Below are 16,249 nucleotides of genomic sequence, written 5' to 3'. Positions count from 1 at the left end.
GATTCTGTTGAAAAACAACGTGTTGCGGATGCAGAAAGTAGCGGCCGGAACGGGGCGCAAGCGCCTCTCTGATCAGGCTTTGGATGGTTTCTGCGGTGCAGGGAAGATCTTGGCCAGTTTGCGGAGGTTTTGAGCGGTGGCTGCGAGGAGGAATTCGTCGTTGGCGCCACATGGACCTCGTAATCGAAGCCGGCCCAGGCCGAGGATGCGTTTGAGATGGGCGAAGAGCATCTCGACCTTCTTTCGGAGCTTCATCGAGATGTCGTATTGGCGGGTCTTGGCAATGTCGCGCGCGACCTGACGGGCGTCTTCGTGTTCCTCGCGGGTGATCTTGCGCGCGTCGGTGTTGGGGCAGCACCTGGCTTTGGATGGGCAGGCCTGGCAGACCTCTTTCAGTGCCCGATAACGGGCGGTGCCCTTGCCTGTCGGTCCTCGGTTCGGGTCCGAGTAGTTGCGGCGGAACTGTTTGAGGGCGTGACCTTCGGGGCAGATGTACTGATCGTTCTCGGCATCCCATTCGAAGTCGGCACGGGACCATGTGCCATCGGATCGGCCAGCCTTGTCGAACACCGGAATATGTGGAGCGATCTTCTGCTCGACCAACCAGCCAAGCATAGGCCCAGTTCCGTAGGCGGTATCGGCGATCAGCCGTTCGGGATGCAGATCGAACCGATCCTTCACCCGTCTCAGCATGGTCTTGGTCGATCCGACCTCGGCCTGACGGATTGATCTGGTGGCTTCAACATCGACGATGACGCCGTGGTCCGTATCGATCAGGTAATTGTCGGAATAGGCAAAGAATGCTGGGCCTTTGCGCGCAGCCGTCCATTGGCTGGCCGGATCGGAATGGGACGTGAACTTGGGCTGAACCGGGGACGCTGCACCAAAGGCCGCCTCGTCCAGCGTATCGAGGTACTCGCGCACTGCGCGGGGCGCATCTGCCGGATCGATGGTCGACACATTCCATTCTTCCTTGGGCGTCGAGTTCTGCTTGTTGGCGTCCGCCTCGATCAGGCTGGCATCGATGGCCATGCGCTGTCCGCTGACCAGGCCTTCTTCGATGCATCGCGCCACCGTCGTCTCGAACAAGTGGCGCAACAGTTCGCTCTCGCGGAACCGCCCATGCCGGTTCTTTGAAAAGGTGGAATGATCGGGAACGCGGTCGCCGAGATCGAGACGGCAGAACCAGCGATATGCGAGGTTGAGATGTACCTCCTCACAGAGCCGCCGTTCCGACCGGATGCCAAAGCAATACCCGACCAGCAGCATCCGGATCAGCAGTTCAGGATCGACGGACGGGCGGCCGGTGTGGCTGTAGAAATCCGCCAGATGGGCCCGGATGCCGTTCAGATCGACGAACCGATCAATCGACCGCAGCAGGTGGTCTTGGGGAACATGATCCTCTAGCGAGAACTCGTAGAACAGAGCCGCCTGCGCTTCCTGCCTCGGTCCCATCATCGCCAATCCCTCCCTATAGGACGAATTGAATCAGCGACTTGCCACTCGATCAAGGAAGAGTTTTTCAACATAATAGGCCCAAAGCTGCCGTCGACCAACCTTCCCAGATGCTGCGGCGCGGCCCGCCAAAGCGGTCGTTCATGCATCGCGCAGCACTTTGATACGGCCAGACGACCGCAACGCGGACAAAGCGGACGCCAACGAAGGCGCCTGCGCCGCGATGAAAGGTCCCAAAAGCAGACTTTGCAGGTAGCGTGTCGTTTGGCGGCTGATACACTCAAGGTCATGGGGAACATACTGGATTCGCGACTTGAATCCCTTAACTCATTTGTGCAGCAAGGCCGATCATGTCATGCTGACTGTCGGGCGACTCGCGCGAAATGCAATTCGCGAATGGGTAATAGGCCCAAGAAACTGAAACCAAAGTCAGCGAGATAAAATGCAGCCTGTCTGGATTTGCACACACTGTATCGAAGGTGCGACCGTCGGGCGGATTTCCAATCTCGGTGGGCACCATTATGCGGATTGCGGTCGAGAATCCCACTTTGGCGACTTACGCGCCCCAGGTACGACAGTCTTGCGTCATCCGGATCATCTTGGCCCGGAACTATCAGTGATTGCGGGCCAATTACCGATGTCATGTTCCACTTTTCTCAAGGGCGAAGCATGGCTATTTGAATCGTTCGAAGACAGTTCTGCGAGCGAAATCGACGCCCCTTTGTGTCTGACGCCAGATAGCTTACTGGACGAGTACCCCGACTATGTGGCGAGCGAAGAGTACTACCTGGTAGGGGCGCCGGCGGGTGATTTGGCGATCCAAAATCTGGATGGTGTCAGAAGTGTCATGGTCTGGGATGATCCGAAACTTGCCCAAACAGCACTTGCAACTGGTCAATTCGGAAATGACTCGGTGATCAAACTGTCACGAGAAGGATTGATCGCCACATTGAATGGTATCGATTTGAAATTCATGAACGTAAATTTTGAGTTGGATCGTCCATCAGATCTCGTTTTGATAGCTGAGTTCATTCAGTGTTTCCAGGATACTTAGCGAGCTAAATGCGTACAATAAACTTGTTTGATTGACCATCTCCCGAACGTTCTTTGGGCAGTAGTTTGCGACAAAGAAATGTAGCGAATGTCGTCTCACCATCCTCTGTGTAGGATCTCCGGGGGCATCGGCATGACCTTGGCGGGATGTCCGTTTCCAACGTCCAGCCAAGGTCTCGTTCGCAGGTGAAGAGAAAGTCCGAAATCCGCCCGTTTCAAAAAAAAAGCCGGACCCGAAGGTCCGGCGTACTCGTCAACACACGAGGGAAATCTCCGGCAGCCGGAGGGGGGAACGGGTCAGGCGGCCTTGAAGGTCAGCGAGACGCCGTTGATGCAGTGGCGTTTGCCGGTGGGACGCGGGCCGTCGTCGAAGATGTGGCCCATGTGCGATCCGCAGCGGCGGCAGTGGCATTCGGTGCGCACACCGAAGAGCGAGCGGTCGGGCTTGGTTTCGATGGCGTCCGCCTGGGCCTGCCAGAAGGACGGCCAGCCGGTGCCGCTGTCGTACTTGTGCTCGGAGCTGTAGAGCGCGAGATCGCAGCCCTTGCAGTGGAACATGCCCGCGCGTTTCTCGTCGTTGAGCGGCGAGGTGAAGGCGCGTTCCGTCCCCTCTTCGCGCATGACCTTGTATTCGAGGTCGGTCAGCATGGCCTGCCATTCGGCCTTGCTGCGTGTGACTTCGAAGTTCTGTGCGGCCCCGGCCCCGCGGCCCAGCCCGAAGGCGGCGGCGCTGGCGGTGAGAAATAGGCGTCTGTTCATCTTATCCTCCGTTCGATCCCACTTTATGTGGGCGGCCCGCCCTTGCCGGAACAAGGGCGAGACCTGCACTTTTGCGTGACCATCGGGGATTACATGGCCGGCAAAAGAACCCGGTCGATGACGTGGATCACGCCATTTGATTGCTTCACGTCTGCCACGGTGACGTTCGCGGTGCGGCCCTGTTCATCGGTCAGGGTGATGGTACCGCCCGACATTTTCGCCTGCAGCGTGCAGCCGCCGACGGTGGGCACGGGATGGGTGCCGCCGTCATCGGCGATCATGCCGGCGATGGCGTCGGACATGGCATTGGCCGCGACCACGTGGCAGGTCAGGATCTGGGCAAGCTGTTTCTTGTGCTGGTCCATCATCAACTGGTTCAGCGACTCGTCGGTGATGCGGTCGAAGGCGGCATTGGTCGGTGCGAAGACGGTGAACGGCCCCGGCCCCATCAGCGTGTCGACAAGGTCGGCCTGCTTGACGGCGGCGACCAGCGTGGTGTGGTCGGCCGAGTTCACGGCGTTTTCGACGATGTTCTTGTCGGGGAACATGGCGGCACCGCCGACCATCGGGTTGCCGGTGTCGCTGTGGCTGCCAGCGATGGCACCGCTGGCGATCACGGCCAGTGCGGCGGCGGTCAGTTTGGTCTTGATGGTCATTCGGATATCTCCTCCTGTTTCCCCTACCCTTTTTCGGCGGGATCACGGGAAGCCACGCAAGCATCCGGGGCGGAGTTTCAGGGGGCGTGCAAAAAGTTTGCGGGCGGGCCACTACAGCGGGCCTCGCAGGCCAGACGACCCCGTCAGTCTTGCGTCTCCGCGCCTTGCCCTGACGTGTCGGGCGGCACCGCGCCGGTGTCGAGAAGCCCCGACAGGCTCGCGACCCAGGCAAGGCCTGCGGCGGCCAGCGCGCCCAGCAGGTAGGGCCGCAGCTGCCGCCAGACCGACGGCGGCGCGGGCCCGAAAGTGGCCAGCTCGATCCGCCGCAGCACGGCGGGGGACGGCGGCACCTCGGGGATCGCACCGGCAAGGTCGGCGAGATTTTCGGCCCAGTAGGCCACCTCGGCCTGCAGATGCGGCTCTGTCGCCAGCCGGTCCTCGAACGCGACCCGTTCCGCATCCGACAGGAGGCCCAGCACATATTCCGCGCAGAGCGCCGCGTCACCGCCGGGCAGATCGTCGCGCGGCCCGGCCCCGAAATCTTCGCCGCGGGTCATTGATCGGACTCCTGGCGCAGCTGGGTCAGGCAACGGCGAAACCAGGGGCGGAAGGCCTCGGCCGATACGCCGGCGCGGCGCGAAAGGGCGGCGTAGCCTTCGCCGTCCAGATAGGCGCGGCGCAGCATCATGTGGCGCTCGGCCTCTGCCGTCGCGGGAAAAGCGTCCTCGCCACCATCTCGATCGTCCACGCACGGCTGATCCGCGCCAGCCCTGGACCGCGCGCGATGCGCAAGCGCCGTGTCGCGGGCCAGGGTGATCAGCCAGACCTGCGGGGCGAGCCCGCTGGCCAGCCGATTGTCGGCCTGGGTCCAGACGGTTTGAAAGACCTCTTGCAGCACATCCTCTGCCGCGCTGCGGTCGCGCAGGATGCGCAGGCAGATGCCGAAGAGGCGCGGCGCCTGATCGGCGTACAGCGCGCGAAACGCGTCGCGGTTGCCCATGGCCACCCGCTCCAACCGTTCTTCGATGTCTGCGTCGTCCTGCATTGTCGCGATCCTTCCCGACGCGCTGCCGCTCTGGGGGCAGAGTGCCATGCAAGGGTCCGGTGACAAGGGAACAAACGCCGCAGCCATGCGCATATTTCGCCAAACGCCCCGGGGCGACACGTCATGGGCGATGCCCCGGCCGCGCCGTCGCGCATAGGTGACATCGACAGGTTGATTTCGCCGCGCCCCGCCGCAGCGGCAATGGCGCGCACTTCCCCTTGCCCCTTGCCGCGATATGTTGCACCACGGGCGCGGCAAAGACCCCGGGACACGAGACGAGGATATCATGGCGGACGGCACGATCGACATCACGGCAAAACCCACCGAGGAGATCTCTGTCCGCGAGGTGTTCGGCATCGATACCGACATGGTGGTGCACGGATTTGCCGACCGCACCGACCGCGTGCCGGACATGGACAGCACCTACAAGTTCGATCCCGACACGACGCTGGCGATCCTTGCAGGCTTTCGCAACAACCGCCGGGTGATGATCCAGGGATATCACGGCACCGGCAAGTCGACGCATATCGAACAGGTGGCGGCGCGGCTGAACTGGCCTGCGGTGCGGGTGAACCTTGACAGCCACATCAGCCGGATCGACCTCATCGGCAAGGACGCGATCAAGCTGGTCGATGGCAAGCAGACCACCCAGTTTCAGGAAGGCATCCTGCCCTGGGCGCTGCGCAACCCCTGCGCCATCGTGTTCGACGAATACGACGCGGGGCGGGCCGACGTGATGTTCGTGATCCAGCGGGTGCTGGAAACCGATGGCAAGCTGACGCTGCTGGATCAGAACCAGGTGCTGACGCCGCACAAGTATTTCCGCATCTTCGCCACGTCGAACACCGTCGGGCTTGGCGACACCACGGGCCTCTATCACGGCACGCAGCAGATCAACCAGGGCCAGATGGACCGGTGGAGCCTGGTGGCCACACTGAACTATCTCAGCATCGACGCCGAAACCTCGATCGTTCTGTCGAAGGCGCCGCATTACAACACCGAAAAGGGCCGCAAGACCGTGCGGCAGATGGTGACCGTTGCGGACCTCACGCGGACGGCCTTCATGAACGGCGATCTGTCGACGGTGATGTCGCCGCGGACAGTGATCGCATGGGCGCAGAATGCCGAGATCTTCCGCGATCTGGGCTATTCCTTCCGGGTGTCCTTCCTCAACAAATGCGACGAGCTCGAGCGGCAGACCGTGGCCGAGTTCTATCAGCGCTGCTTTGACGAGGAACTGCCCGAAAGCGCCGCGTCAATGAGCGTGATCTGATCCCATGATCGCGGCGGCGCTGGTTCTGGTGTCGCTGGGCTCTGCTGAAGAGCTGGCCACCTGTGCCGCGCTTTGGCACGGCTATGCCGATTTCGCGCGAGTCTCTGCCTATCTGGACGGCGAGGACGAAGCGCGCCAGACGGCAGAGGCCTTTGCCCGTCGCGCAGGGCTGCCCGCCTCCGTGGCCGATCAGCGCCCGGGCATGTATCTGCTTGTGCGCGCGGCCATCGAAGGCGACAGGATGAGCCGCGACCTCTTTGAACGACAGATGCAGGACTGCGACGCCTTGCGTGACGACTGATCTGCATCCGGGGGCAACCTTGCGACCTGTGATGTCCTGACAACTTTTCGGAAAAATTCTCATTCCGCCTCATTTTTGGTCAACTTTCATGCTTCAATGTTCGCATGATGGGCGGTTTGAAAACATGTCTTCACGCCGGGCTGGTCACGGCCCTGCTGTCCGGCGCGGTCAGCGCGCTGCCATCCGACACGCGCGACAGGGCCAGGCTCTTTGCCGGATGCGCGGGCCGGATGTCGGCGCTGATGGAGCATCAATGGATGTTCGACGGCGCCGCCTCTGACCGGACCAAGAAGGTACGGGCGGGTTTTGTGGCCCTTGTCGAGGCATCGGTGGGCCAGGGTGTCACCGGGCGCGATGCGCTCAACTGGCGGATCGACGCGAAAATGGCGCAGGCGCGGCTCCTGCAACTGGCGACCTTCAGCGACGACGCCCGCATCGTCCGACAAGCCCGGCGGCGTGCCGATCTCTATCTGGCGGAGTGTGAAAACCTGTTGCTGGGCTGAGCCCGGATTCGCGCTGGCAGATCCAAGACGCAATCCGCATTCTCTCTGCCGGTCACGTCGCGACCTCTCGCAGCACCCGAACCAGAAGGTCCGCGACGGCCGCCGGGTTGTCATGGGTCATCAGGTGGCCTGCCCCGTCGATCACCTCTGTTCCCACGCCATGCGTACGCAGCGCCTCCGGATCGGGCACATCGGGCGCGCCGATACTGTCGGCGAGGCTTTGCGCGCCATAGACGAATGTGCGTGGTACGGGCGATGACAGGAATGCCGCCTTCAGCCCCGGATCAAGGTCGACCAGCCCGGTCGCGGTGCCATGCAACGTCGCCGGGTCCGCCCCGATGCGCGCGGCATGGACCCGACCGGCTGTCGCATTGCCGCAAAGCGCAGCGCGGAGCAGCTTGGCCTGACGCTCGGCAAACCCCGACCGCACGAAGGCATCGCATTCTTGCCGAGCGATGCCGCTGGAGGCTGGGCCGCCGCCGGGGGTCAGGTTGCCCTCGGCCACCAGCACATGCGCCACAAGGTCTGGCCGGTCGAGCGCCAGGTACATCGCCACCGTCCCGCCCATGGAATGGCCGAAGATCACCGCGGGCCCAAGCTCCAGATGGTCCAGCAGCCGCGCGATCAGCCCTGCGTGATCGCGCGGGCTGCAGGAAAAGCCGGGAATCGGCGGGCTGATGCCGGAACCGGGGTAGTCGGGCAGGATGCGGCGCACTCCGTTCAAGACCGGTTGGGTGACAAGCGGCAGAAAGTTCGGCGCGGCGGCAAAGCTCAGCGCCGGAAGACAGACCAGCGCAGGCCCCTGCCCCGGCAGATCATGCCAGCGCAGGAGCGCGTCCATGTCGTCCAGATGCAGTCCCTGCATGGCCTTCGTCCCTTGCGTCAAGGGAATGCTAGGCACCGTTGGCGGCGCGGGCAAGCCACTTCGGCCCTTGTCAAAGCGCGCCCGATGGCCAATTAGTCGGACATGGCACAGCAGTCCGACAACCCCGCAGATCCGTTCAAGAAGGCCTTGGCCGAGGCGACCAAGGTCATGGCCGACGACCCCGACCTGACCGTCAGCTACACCGTCGATCCGTCGGGCGTGTCGGGCGACGCGATGCGGCTGCCGCAGGTCAGCCGCCGGATGACCCGGGACGAGGTGCTGCTGGCGCGTGGCACGGCGGATGCCTTGGCGATGCACCGGCGCTATCACGACGCGGGCTGTCATGCCCGCTATGCCCCCCCGGGGGACATGGCGCGCGAAATCTACGAAGCGATGGAAACCGCCCGCTGCGAGGCCATGGGCGCGCGCGACATGCCCGGCACCGCGGGCAACATCGATGCCAAGATCGGCCACGAGGCGACCCGCCGCGGCTATGCCCAGATCAAGGAAGCCTCTGAGGCGCCGCTGCCCGTCGCCGCAGGCTACCTTGTCCGGCATCTGGCCACGGGCCGCGACCTCCCCGAAGGGGCCGGCAATGTCATGGAGTTGTGGCGCGGTTTCATCGAGGAGCAGGCCGGTGGCACGCTTGAAGGGTTGCAGGACAAGCTGGCCGATCAGACCGAATTTGCCAAGTTCACCCGGCAGGTGATCAACGATCTGGGCTATGGCGACCAGCTGGGCGACGATCCCGACGACTATGACGATGAGAGTGACGATCAGGGCCAGGACGACGGCGAAGAGGAGCAGGATCCCGACAGCACCGGTCAGGACGACGAGGGCGAGGAAGACAGCGAAGCCAGCCCCGAGCAAAGCCAGGACGAAACCCAGGACAGTTCTCAGGCGCAGGTCTCCATGGACGAGATGGCCGATCAGGAGCTGGGCGACGAGACCGAGATGCCCGAGGGCGAGGCCCCGATGGAGCCGCCCGCCCCGGCCCCGATTTCCGACGCCGATCCCAATTACACCGTCTACAACACCGAGCATGACGAAGAGATCAGGGCCGAGGAACTGGCCGAACCGGTCGAGCTTGAGCGCCTGCGCGCCTATCTCGACCAGCAGCTTGAACCGCTCAAGGGCGCGGTGAGCCGTCTGGCCAACAAGCTGCAGCGCCGCCTGCAGGCGCAGCAGAACCGCTCTTGGGAGTTTGACCGAGAAGAGGGCATCCTGGATGCCGGGCGGCTGGCGCGGGTCGTGGTCAGCCCCACGACGCCGCTGTCCTTCAAGGTCGAAAAGGACACCGAGTTCCGCGACACCGTGGTGACGCTGCTGCTGGACAACTCCGGGTCGATGCGCGGGCGGCCGATTTCCATCGCCGCGATCTGCGCCGACGTGCTGGCGCGCACGCTGGAGCGGTGCAACGTCAAGGTCGAGATCCTGGGCTTTACCACCAAGGCGTGGAAAGGCGGCATGGCGCGCGAGAAGTGGCTGAACGAGGGGCGCGAACAGCAGCCCGGGCGGCTGAATGATCTGCGCCACATCATCTACAAGGGTGCCGATGCGCCCTGGCGGCGGACCCGGGCCAACCTGGGCCTGATGATGAAAGAGGGCCTGCTCAAGGAAAATATCGACGGCGAGGCGCTGGAATGGGCGCACCGGCGCATGGCCGGGCGGCCCGAGGCGCGCAAGATCCTCATGGTGATCTCGGACGGCGCGCCGGTGGACGATTCGACGCTCAGCGTGAACCCGGCGAATTTCCTGGAAAAGCATCTGCGCGACGTCATCGCAATGGTCGAACGCAAGCGCCAGGTGGAACTGCTGGCCATCGGCATCGGCCATGACGTGACGCGCTATTACAACCGCGCTGTGACGATCACGGATGTCGAACAACTGGCCGGGGCCATGACCGAACAGCTGGCGTCGCTCTTCGATTCCGATCCGCGCAAACGGGCGCGGGTGCTGGGGATGCGCAAGGCCTCCTGACGGGCCGAAACTGACGGCCCTGCGGGCCGTGCGGGGGCGCGGCCCCCCGTCGCTGCGGCGACTCCCCCGGAGTACTTGCGCCAAGAAGAAGGGCCGAGGGGGCGTATCTTCGGCTGTGCGCGGCGCCGCTGTCGCCACTGGCAGGGGGCGGGAAAACCGGTATTGTGCAGTTCGAAAATCGAGAGGCCGCATGTTCCAGAGCTTTGAAGACACCGCATCACCGGATCAGGGACCGCCGCGTCTGGCGGCCTTGCGCGCGGTTCTGCGCGACGAGGCGCTGGACGGTTTCATCGTGCCGCGCGCCGATGCGCATCAAGGCGAATACGTGGCGCCGCGCGATGACCGGCTGGCCTGGCTCACCGGCTTTACCGGGTCGGCGGGGCATTGCGTCGCCCTGCGGGACACTGCCGGGGTCTTTATCGACGGGCGCTACCGCGTGCAGGTGCGCGCCCAGGTGGCGCCGGACTTCACCCCCGTGAACTGGCCCGAGACGAGCCTGTCGGACTGGATCGCGGCCAAGCTGCCCGGGGGCGGCAAGGTGGCATTCGATCCCTGGCTGCACAGCGTCGCGGGCCTGCGGCGGATGCAGGAGGCGCTGGAGACCGTCACGCTGGTGCGCAGCGACAACCTGATCGACCGGATCTGGCCCGACCAGCCCGCCCCGCCGATGGGGGCGGTCTTTGCCCAGCCGGTGGACCTGGCCGGAGAGGCGCATGGCGACAAGATCGCGCGGCTTGCCAAGGGGCTGAAAGCCGCAGAGGTGGCGGTGATCACCCTGCCCGACAGCATCGCCTGGCTGTTGAACCTGCGCGGATCGGACATCCCGCGCAATCCTGTGCCGCATGGCTTTGCGCTGCTGCACGCCGATGCAAAGGTGACGCTTTTCATGGCAGCGGAAAAGCTGGCCGACCTGGGTGATCACCTGGGTCCCTTGGTGACCGTGCGCCCGCCCGCCGAGTTCCTGGAAGCCCTGCAGGGTCTTACAGGCCACGTCGCGCTTGATCCCGAAACCGCGCCGGTGGCGGTGGCCAATGCGCTGCGCGCGGGCGGGGCCGAGATCGTCGAGCAGACCGACCCCTGCCTGCTGCCCAAGGCGCGCAAGAACGAGGTCGAGATCGCGGGCGCGCGTGCCGCGCATCTGCGCGACGGCGCGGCGATGGTGCGGTTCCTGGCCTGGCTGGACGCGCAGCCGCCCGGCAGCCTTACCGAAATCGACGTCGTCCGGGCGCTGGAGGCCGAGCGGCGCGCCACCAACGCGCTGCGCGACATCTCGTTCGAGACGATCAGCGGCGCGGGCGCGCATGGCGCCATCGTGCATTACCGCGTGACCGAGGACACCAACGCCGCCGTCGAGGACGGCCAGCTTCTGCTGGTCGATTCGGGCGGGCAGTACGTGGACGGCACCACCGACATCACCCGTACCGTGGCGATCGGCGCGGTGGGAGATGAGGAAAAGCAGAATTTCACCCGCGTGCTGCGGGGCATGATCGCGATCAGCCGCGTGCGCTGGCCCGCCGGGCTGGCGGGCCGCGACCTCGACGCCTTGGCGCGGGTGGCGCTGTGGGAGGCGGGGCTGGACTATGGCCACGGCACCGGCCATGGCGTCGGCAGTTACCTCAGCGTGCACGAGGGGCCGCAGCGGCTGGCCAGGACCGGCACCGTGCCCTTCGAGCCGGGGATGATCCTGAGCAACGAGCCCGGCTTTTACCGCGAAGGCGCTTACGGCATCCGGATCGAGAACCTGATCGTCGTGCAGGAGGCCCCGCCTCTGCCCGGCCAGACCATAGCCAAGCTCTTGTCCTTCGAGACGCTGACCTATGTCCCCATCGACCGGCGGCTGATCCTGCCCGAGTTGCTGACCGAAGCTGAACGCGGCTGGCTCAACGCCTATCACGCCACCTGCCGCGAAAAGCTTGGCCCGCTGGTTGAAGGCGCGGTGCACGACTGGCTGATCCGCGCGACCGAGCCGGTTTGACGGGCGAAGGACACACCCCTGTTACAAGCGGCAAGGGAATGTTAGAAGACGAAACAAGGGGAGAGCATAATGGCTGATCACATCAAGATACGGAACGCCGAAGGCACCTGGGTCGTCCGCGCCGGGGGCGCCGTTTTGGGCGAATCCAACGACGCGCTGGAACTGACCGAGGGCGATTATCCCTATGTCATCTATTTCCCGCGCAGCGACATCGCCATGGCGCTGCTTGACCGGACCGATCACACCACCGAGTGCCCGCACAAGGGCACGGCCACCTATTTCACCATCGCCTCGCGCAGCCGGACCTACGAAAACGCGGTCTGGTCCTACGAGAACCCGAAAGAGGCCGTGGCGGCGATCAAGGACCATCTGGCGTTTTACGTGCAGGACGGCGTGACGGTCGAACAGGTCTGACTGCCCTCTGTCGGCGCGGGCCGGTCGCGGCCCAGTCGTGTAGACTGCGGCGGGGTGCCCTCTTTGCTGCGGCGCTGACGCGGCTATAAACGGCGCAGATCCGCAACGACCGAAGGACCGACCGCCCCATGTCCGACCCAAGCGACGACCTGCGTGCCTTTCTGACATCGGTCCATCCCTACAACGCTCTGCCCGGGGACGTGCTGGACGGGCTCTTGTCGGCCTTCCGCGCGCAGGACTATGCCGGGGGCGAGGCGATCTACACCTTCGGCGAACCGCTGGCCGGGCTGTACCTCATTCGCGAGGGCGCGGTCGAAATCACCGATGAGCGCGGCAACACCGTGTCGCTGCTGTCGGCGCGCAACACCTTTGGCGAACGGGGCCTCACCCGCGACGGGCTGGCCGCCACGACCGCCCATGCCAGCGCCGACACTCGCCTGCTGGTGCTGCCGCGCGCGGATTTCCTGCGGCTCATCGAAACGCAGGAGGTCGCGGCGCGGTTCTTTGACCGGTCGCGCCCCGCCAAGGCGCAGCGCGACGACCTGGCCAACAGCCGCATCGACGCGTTGATGTCTCGCGAACCGCTGACCTGCGGGCCTGACACCCCCGTGCAACAGGCGGCGCAGCAGATGCGTGACCGCCACGTGTCGTCGATCTGCGTGACCGATGGCACGCGGCTTCTGGGGATCCTCACCTTGCGCGACCTCGGCTCCAAGGTGCTGGCCGAGGCGCTGGCGCCCGACACCCCCGTGCGCCGGGTGATGACCGAAAACCCGCTCAGCCTGCCGCCCGACGCGCTGGGATCGGACGTGCTGCACACGATGATGGAGCACCGGATCGGCCATATCCCGGTAACCGAGGGCGGCGCGCTGCGCGGGATCGTCACCCAGACCGACCTCACCCGGTTCCAGGCGCTGTCCTCGGGGCATCTGATCCACGATATCGCCAAGGCCAGCGACGTGGAAAGCATGGCCGCCGCCACGGCTCAGATCCCGACCCTGCTGGTACAGCTGACCGCCGCCGGCACCCGGCACGAGGTGACGACGCGGCTGATCACCGACATCGCCGACGCGGTGACGCGCCGCCTGCTGACGCTGGCCGAGGAAAAGCTGGGGCCGCCGCCGGTGCGCTACCTCTGGCTTGCCTGCGGCAGCCAGGGGCGACAGGAACAGACGGGTGTCAGCGATCAGGACAATTGCCTGATGCTGGACGATACGGTGACGCCCGATCAGATGCCGTATTTCCACGACCTCGCCCGCATTGTCAGCGACGGGCTGCACGCCTGCGGCTATGTTTACTGCCCGGGCGACATGATGGCCACGAACCCGCGCTGGTGCCAGCCGCTGCGCGTCTGGCGCAGCTATTTCAACAAATGGATCAGAACCCCCAACCCCGAGGCGCAGATGCTCGCATCGGTCATGTTCGACCTGCGGCCCATCGGCGGGGACGCCACGCTTTTCGATGGGTTGCACAGCGACACGCTGGCGCTGGCGTCGCGCAATTCGATCTTCGTCGCGCATATGGTCAGCAACGCGCTCAAGCACACGCCGCCGCTGGGGCTCTTGCGCGGGATCGCCACGATCCGCAGCGGCGAGCACAAGAACACGCTCGACCTCAAGCACAATGGCGTGGTACCGGTGACCGATCTGGCGCGCATCTATGCGCTGCAGGGCCGGTTGACCCCGGTCAACACCCGTGCCCGCATCCGCGCAGCGCTCGAGGCGCAGTTGCTCAGCCCCAGCGGCGGGCAGGACCTGCTGGATGCCTATGACGTCATCGCCGAGGCGCGGCTGGATCATCAGTGCACGCGCATCAAAGCGGGCGAGAAGCCGGATAATTTCCTTGCACCGACCGCACTTTCCGACTTTGAACGGTCCCATCTGCGCAATGCCTTCGTCGTGGTGAAGGCGCTGCAGGCGTCGCTGGGACAGGGGCGCGGCACTCTGAGTTGAAGGCGGGCCCCGGCGGCCCGAAGGGGGAGCGATGTTTCTGGAACTGATTGCCGTGGCGGTGGCGGGGTTTGCCGGGGCGGGTGGCATCATGGCGCTGCGGCTGGCGACCGGCGGCGCGCTGCCGCGCTGGCTCATTCCCGTGGGCGCAGGGCTCGCCATGCTCGCCGCGACCATCAGCAGCGAATACGCCTGGTTCAGCCGCACGTCCCAGGCCCTGCCCGAGGGGTTGGAGGTTGCAAGCAGCGTCAGTTCCACCGCGTTCTATCGGCCATGGACCTATGTGGTGCCGCTGACCGACCGGTTCGTGGCCGTCGATACCGGCAACCTGCGCCCGAACGAGCAGGACGGGCTCTACATGGCCGATCTCTACTTCTTTGGCCGCTGGCGCCCGGTCCGGTCGGTGCAGATGATGATCGACTGCCCGGCGGGGCGGCGGGCCGATCCGGCCCTGGGCGACGGGTCCGATCCGGTCTGGCGCGATGTCGGGCCCGACGATCCCATCGTGCGCACCGTCTGCGAAGGGGTCTGAGCCATGCCCCGCGTCGGTCTGCGGCTGCGCGTCTTCCTGACCTTTCTGGGGCTGGCTGCGGGCGCGCTGGCGATCCTGGCGCTGGCGCTCTGGGGCGGGCAGAACCGGGCCGAAACCGGGACCAACGGCTATCTCTTCGCGTTCATCCTGGGCGGTTTCGGCCTTGTGGGTCTGATCGCGGGCGTGTGGCTGATGCTCGACGAAACCCTGGCCAAGCCGGTGGAGCGCATCGCCGCCGACCTGCGCAGCCGCGCGCATGCCGGGCTTGACCGGCCCATCGACGCGGATCTGGCGCGGCATCTGGGCGACCTCGCCCCCGCCGCCGATGCAATCACCAAGGCCCTGAGCGAAAGCACCGTCGCCACCGCCCGGCAGGTGGCCGCGGAAACCGCGCGGCTGAGTTCCGAAACCGCGCGGCTGACCGCCCTGCTGACGGAAATTCCGGTGGCCACCATCCTGGTCAGCGCCGAGGACCGGATCGTGCTCTACGACGGTCAGGCGGCAGGCGTGCTGGCGCAGATCGCCGTGCCGCGGCTTGGCGCGCGCATCAGCGCCTATTTCGATCCGCGCGCGATGCAGGCCGCGAAGGGCAAGCTGGCACGCTCGGGCATGGATGTGAACTTTGCCGCCCAAGGCATTGACGGCGCGCAAAGTTTCGAGATGAAGATGAAGTACATGGACGGCGGTGGTTACCTCTTGATCATCGACGCCGCCACCGCCCGCATCGCCCCGCAGGCCGACCGCCCGCTGGTCTACGATTTCACGCTGCTGGACCGCCCGGCGGCGTCGGACATCGCGGAAACGCCGCTGAGGGAGCTGTGTTTTGCCGTCTTCGACACCGAAACTACCGGGCTTCTGCCCCACAAGGACGAGATCGTGCAGATCGGCGCGCTGCGCATCCTGGGCGGGCGGCTGGTCGAGGGCGAGGTGCTGGACATGCTGGTCGATCCCGGCCGCCCGATCCCTGCCGGGGCCACCAAGGTGCATGGCATCACCGATCATATGGTCGCCGGGAAACCCGACGTGCAGGAGGCCGCGCGCCGCTTTCACCACTTCTGCGAGGACGCGGTGATCGTCGCCCATAATGCGCCGTTCGACATGGCCTTTCTGCGCCGTCACGCGGCGGCGGGCGGGCTGAGCTGGGACCATCCGATCCTCGACACCGTGCTGCTGTCGGCGGTGCTGTTCGGCGCCAGCGCCGAACATACGCTCGATGCGCTTTGTCAGCGGCTGGACGTGACCCTGCCCGCCCGCGACCGCCACACCGCGCTGGGGGATGCCCGGGCCACGGCGGCGGTGCTGCTGCGGATGCTGCCGATGCTCGAGGCGCGCGGGCTGGAGACCTTCGGCAAGGTGCTGGAAGAGACGCGCCGCCACGGGCGGCTGCTGGAAGACCTGAACTGAGGCAGTGGTGGCCGGTCGTGGCTTTGCTGGTCGGGCGTTGCCGCGACCTGACACACGGGCCCTCAAATCGGTGGGCTGTCCATAG

General features: G+C 65.3%; 16 protein-coding genes. 10 read left to right on the top strand and 6 right to left on the bottom strand.

What is annotated here, in order from left to right; translation table 11 throughout:
* Positions 1–72: 72 nt before the first annotated feature.
* Positions 73–1,458 carry an IS1182 family transposase gene (locus tag ACOXXX_RS04800; RefSeq protein WP_422825414.1) on the bottom strand — a complete coding sequence of 462 codons (1,386 nt, stop codon included), beginning with the start codon at positions 1,456–1,458 and terminating at the stop codon, positions 73–75.
* A gap of 439 nt (positions 1,459–1,897) precedes the next feature.
* Here ACOXXX_RS04800 and ACOXXX_RS04795 point away from each other — a divergent pair, with 439 nt between their 5' ends.
* Positions 1,898–2,509, top strand: coding sequence for a hypothetical protein (locus ACOXXX_RS04795; RefSeq protein ID WP_422825413.1), 612 nt, complete (start codon positions 1,898–1,900; stop codon positions 2,507–2,509).
* Positions 2,510–2,805: 296 nt separating this feature from the next.
* Here the strand turns inward: ACOXXX_RS04795 and msrB are convergent, their stop codons facing one another.
* From msrB to ACOXXX_RS04775, 4 genes are all read right to left on the bottom strand, one after another.
* Positions 2,806–3,267: a peptide-methionine (R)-S-oxide reductase MsrB gene (gene msrB, locus ACOXXX_RS04790; protein WP_422825412.1), complete on the bottom strand. Its 462-nt coding sequence runs from the start codon at positions 3,265–3,267 to the stop codon at positions 2,806–2,808.
* Between the two features lie 89 nt (positions 3,268–3,356).
* Positions 3,357–3,923: a fasciclin domain-containing protein gene (locus tag ACOXXX_RS04785; protein WP_422825411.1), complete on the bottom strand. Its 567-nt coding sequence runs from the start codon at positions 3,921–3,923 to the stop codon at positions 3,357–3,359.
* Between the two features lie 143 nt (positions 3,924–4,066).
* Positions 4,067–4,480: a hypothetical protein gene (locus ACOXXX_RS04780; protein ID WP_422825410.1), complete on the bottom strand. Its 414-nt coding sequence runs from the start codon at positions 4,478–4,480 to the stop codon at positions 4,067–4,069.
* The gene (locus tag ACOXXX_RS04775; protein WP_422825409.1) at positions 4,477–4,968 is read right to left on the bottom strand and encodes a sigma factor; all 492 of its coding nucleotides are present in this window, start codon (positions 4,966–4,968) and stop codon (positions 4,477–4,479) included. The genes ACOXXX_RS04780 and ACOXXX_RS04775 overlap by 4 nt, the downstream gene beginning before the upstream one ends.
* A gap of 286 nt (positions 4,969–5,254) precedes the next feature.
* On the opposite strand from ACOXXX_RS04775, the gene cobS reads away from it, so the two are divergent.
* From cobS to ACOXXX_RS04760, 3 genes are all read left to right on the top strand, one after another.
* Entirely contained in the window at positions 5,255–6,241 is a 987-nt protein-coding gene (cobS, locus tag ACOXXX_RS04770; RefSeq protein ID WP_422825408.1) for a cobaltochelatase subunit CobS, read from the top strand.
* Positions 6,242–6,245: 4 nt separating this feature from the next.
* Positions 6,246–6,542 carry a hypothetical protein gene (locus ACOXXX_RS04765; RefSeq protein ID WP_422825407.1) on the top strand — a complete coding sequence of 99 codons (297 nt, stop codon included), beginning with the start codon at positions 6,246–6,248 and terminating at the stop codon, positions 6,540–6,542.
* Positions 6,543–6,658: 116 nt separating this feature from the next.
* Entirely contained in the window at positions 6,659–7,045 is a 387-nt protein-coding gene (locus tag ACOXXX_RS04760; protein WP_422825406.1) for a hypothetical protein, read from the top strand.
* A 52-nt stretch (positions 7,046–7,097) separates the two neighbouring features.
* On the opposite strand, the gene ACOXXX_RS04755 is transcribed toward ACOXXX_RS04760, so the two are convergent.
* The gene (locus ACOXXX_RS04755) at positions 7,098–7,910 is read right to left on the bottom strand and encodes an alpha/beta fold hydrolase (protein ID WP_422825405.1); all 813 of its coding nucleotides are present in this window, start codon (positions 7,908–7,910) and stop codon (positions 7,098–7,100) included.
* Positions 7,911–8,012: 102 nt separating this feature from the next.
* Between ACOXXX_RS04755 and cobT the strand changes: the two genes are divergently transcribed.
* From cobT to ACOXXX_RS04725, 6 genes are all read left to right on the top strand, one after another.
* A complete protein-coding gene (gene cobT / locus ACOXXX_RS04750; RefSeq protein WP_422825404.1) occupies positions 8,013–9,890 on the top strand; it encodes a cobaltochelatase subunit CobT in 1,878 nt (625 codons plus the stop codon).
* Between the two features lie 190 nt (positions 9,891–10,080).
* A complete protein-coding gene (locus tag ACOXXX_RS04745; protein WP_422825403.1) occupies positions 10,081–11,865 on the top strand; it encodes an aminopeptidase P family protein in 1,785 nt (594 codons plus the stop codon).
* Positions 11,866–11,934: 69 nt separating this feature from the next.
* Positions 11,935–12,279 (top strand): DUF427 domain-containing protein, encoded by a 345-nt coding sequence (locus ACOXXX_RS04740; protein WP_422825402.1) that lies wholly within the window; start codon positions 11,935–11,937, stop codon positions 12,277–12,279.
* A 128-nt stretch (positions 12,280–12,407) separates the two neighbouring features.
* Complete coding sequence (locus ACOXXX_RS04735; RefSeq protein WP_422825401.1) at positions 12,408–14,231, top strand: DUF294 nucleotidyltransferase-like domain-containing protein; 1,824 nt, start codon at positions 12,408–12,410, stop codon at positions 14,229–14,231.
* A 31-nt stretch (positions 14,232–14,262) separates the two neighbouring features.
* Entirely contained in the window at positions 14,263–14,760 is a 498-nt protein-coding gene (locus ACOXXX_RS04730) for a hypothetical protein (RefSeq protein ID WP_422825400.1), read from the top strand.
* A 3-nt stretch (positions 14,761–14,763) separates the two neighbouring features.
* Positions 14,764–16,164, top strand: a complete 1,401-nt coding sequence (locus tag ACOXXX_RS04725; protein WP_422825399.1) for an exonuclease domain-containing protein — start codon at positions 14,764–14,766, stop codon at positions 16,162–16,164.
* Positions 16,165–16,249: the final 85 nt, after the last annotated feature.

The sequence above is a fragment of the Thalassococcus sp. BH17M4-6 genome (assembly GCF_049323015.1).
In the GTDB taxonomy this organism is placed as follows: Bacteria; Pseudomonadota; Alphaproteobacteria; order Rhodobacterales; family Rhodobacteraceae; genus Puniceibacterium.
The sequence above is the reverse complement of the archived record's forward strand: the minus strand, read 5'-3'. Positions and strand labels throughout refer to the sequence as shown.

Excerpts from the sequence above, each read along its gene's own strand:
- ACOXXX_RS04800 (WP_422825414.1), bottom strand. The coding sequence starts at position 1,458 with ATGATGGGACCGAGGCAGGAAGCGCAGGCGGCTCTGTTCTACGAGTTC.
- ACOXXX_RS04795 (WP_422825413.1), top strand. The coding sequence starts at position 1,898 with ATGCAGCCTGTCTGGATTTGCACACACTGTATCGAAGGTGCGACCGTC.
- msrB (WP_422825412.1), bottom strand. The coding sequence starts at position 3,267 with ATGAACAGACGCCTATTTCTCACCGCCAGCGCCGCCGCCTTCGGGCTG.
- ACOXXX_RS04785 (WP_422825411.1), bottom strand. The coding sequence starts at position 3,923 with ATGACCATCAAGACCAAACTGACCGCCGCCGCACTGGCCGTGATCGCC.
- ACOXXX_RS04780 (WP_422825410.1), bottom strand. The coding sequence starts at position 4,480 with ATGACCCGCGGCGAAGATTTCGGGGCCGGGCCGCGCGACGATCTGCCC.
- ACOXXX_RS04775 (WP_422825409.1), bottom strand. The coding sequence starts at position 4,968 with ATGCAGGACGACGCAGACATCGAAGAACGGTTGGAGCGGGTGGCCATG.
- cobS (WP_422825408.1), top strand. The coding sequence starts at position 5,255 with ATGGCGGACGGCACGATCGACATCACGGCAAAACCCACCGAGGAGATC.
- ACOXXX_RS04765 (WP_422825407.1), top strand. The coding sequence starts at position 6,246 with ATGATCGCGGCGGCGCTGGTTCTGGTGTCGCTGGGCTCTGCTGAAGAG.
- ACOXXX_RS04755 (WP_422825405.1), bottom strand. The coding sequence starts at position 7,910 with ATGCAGGGACTGCATCTGGACGACATGGACGCGCTCCTGCGCTGGCAT.
- cobT (WP_422825404.1), top strand. The coding sequence starts at position 8,013 with ATGGCACAGCAGTCCGACAACCCCGCAGATCCGTTCAAGAAGGCCTTG.
- ACOXXX_RS04745 (WP_422825403.1), top strand. The coding sequence starts at position 10,081 with ATGTTCCAGAGCTTTGAAGACACCGCATCACCGGATCAGGGACCGCCG.
- ACOXXX_RS04740 (WP_422825402.1), top strand. The coding sequence starts at position 11,935 with ATGGCTGATCACATCAAGATACGGAACGCCGAAGGCACCTGGGTCGTC.
- ACOXXX_RS04735 (WP_422825401.1), top strand. The coding sequence starts at position 12,408 with ATGTCCGACCCAAGCGACGACCTGCGTGCCTTTCTGACATCGGTCCAT.
- ACOXXX_RS04730 (WP_422825400.1), top strand. The coding sequence starts at position 14,263 with ATGTTTCTGGAACTGATTGCCGTGGCGGTGGCGGGGTTTGCCGGGGCG.
- ACOXXX_RS04725 (WP_422825399.1), top strand. The coding sequence starts at position 14,764 with ATGCCCCGCGTCGGTCTGCGGCTGCGCGTCTTCCTGACCTTTCTGGGG.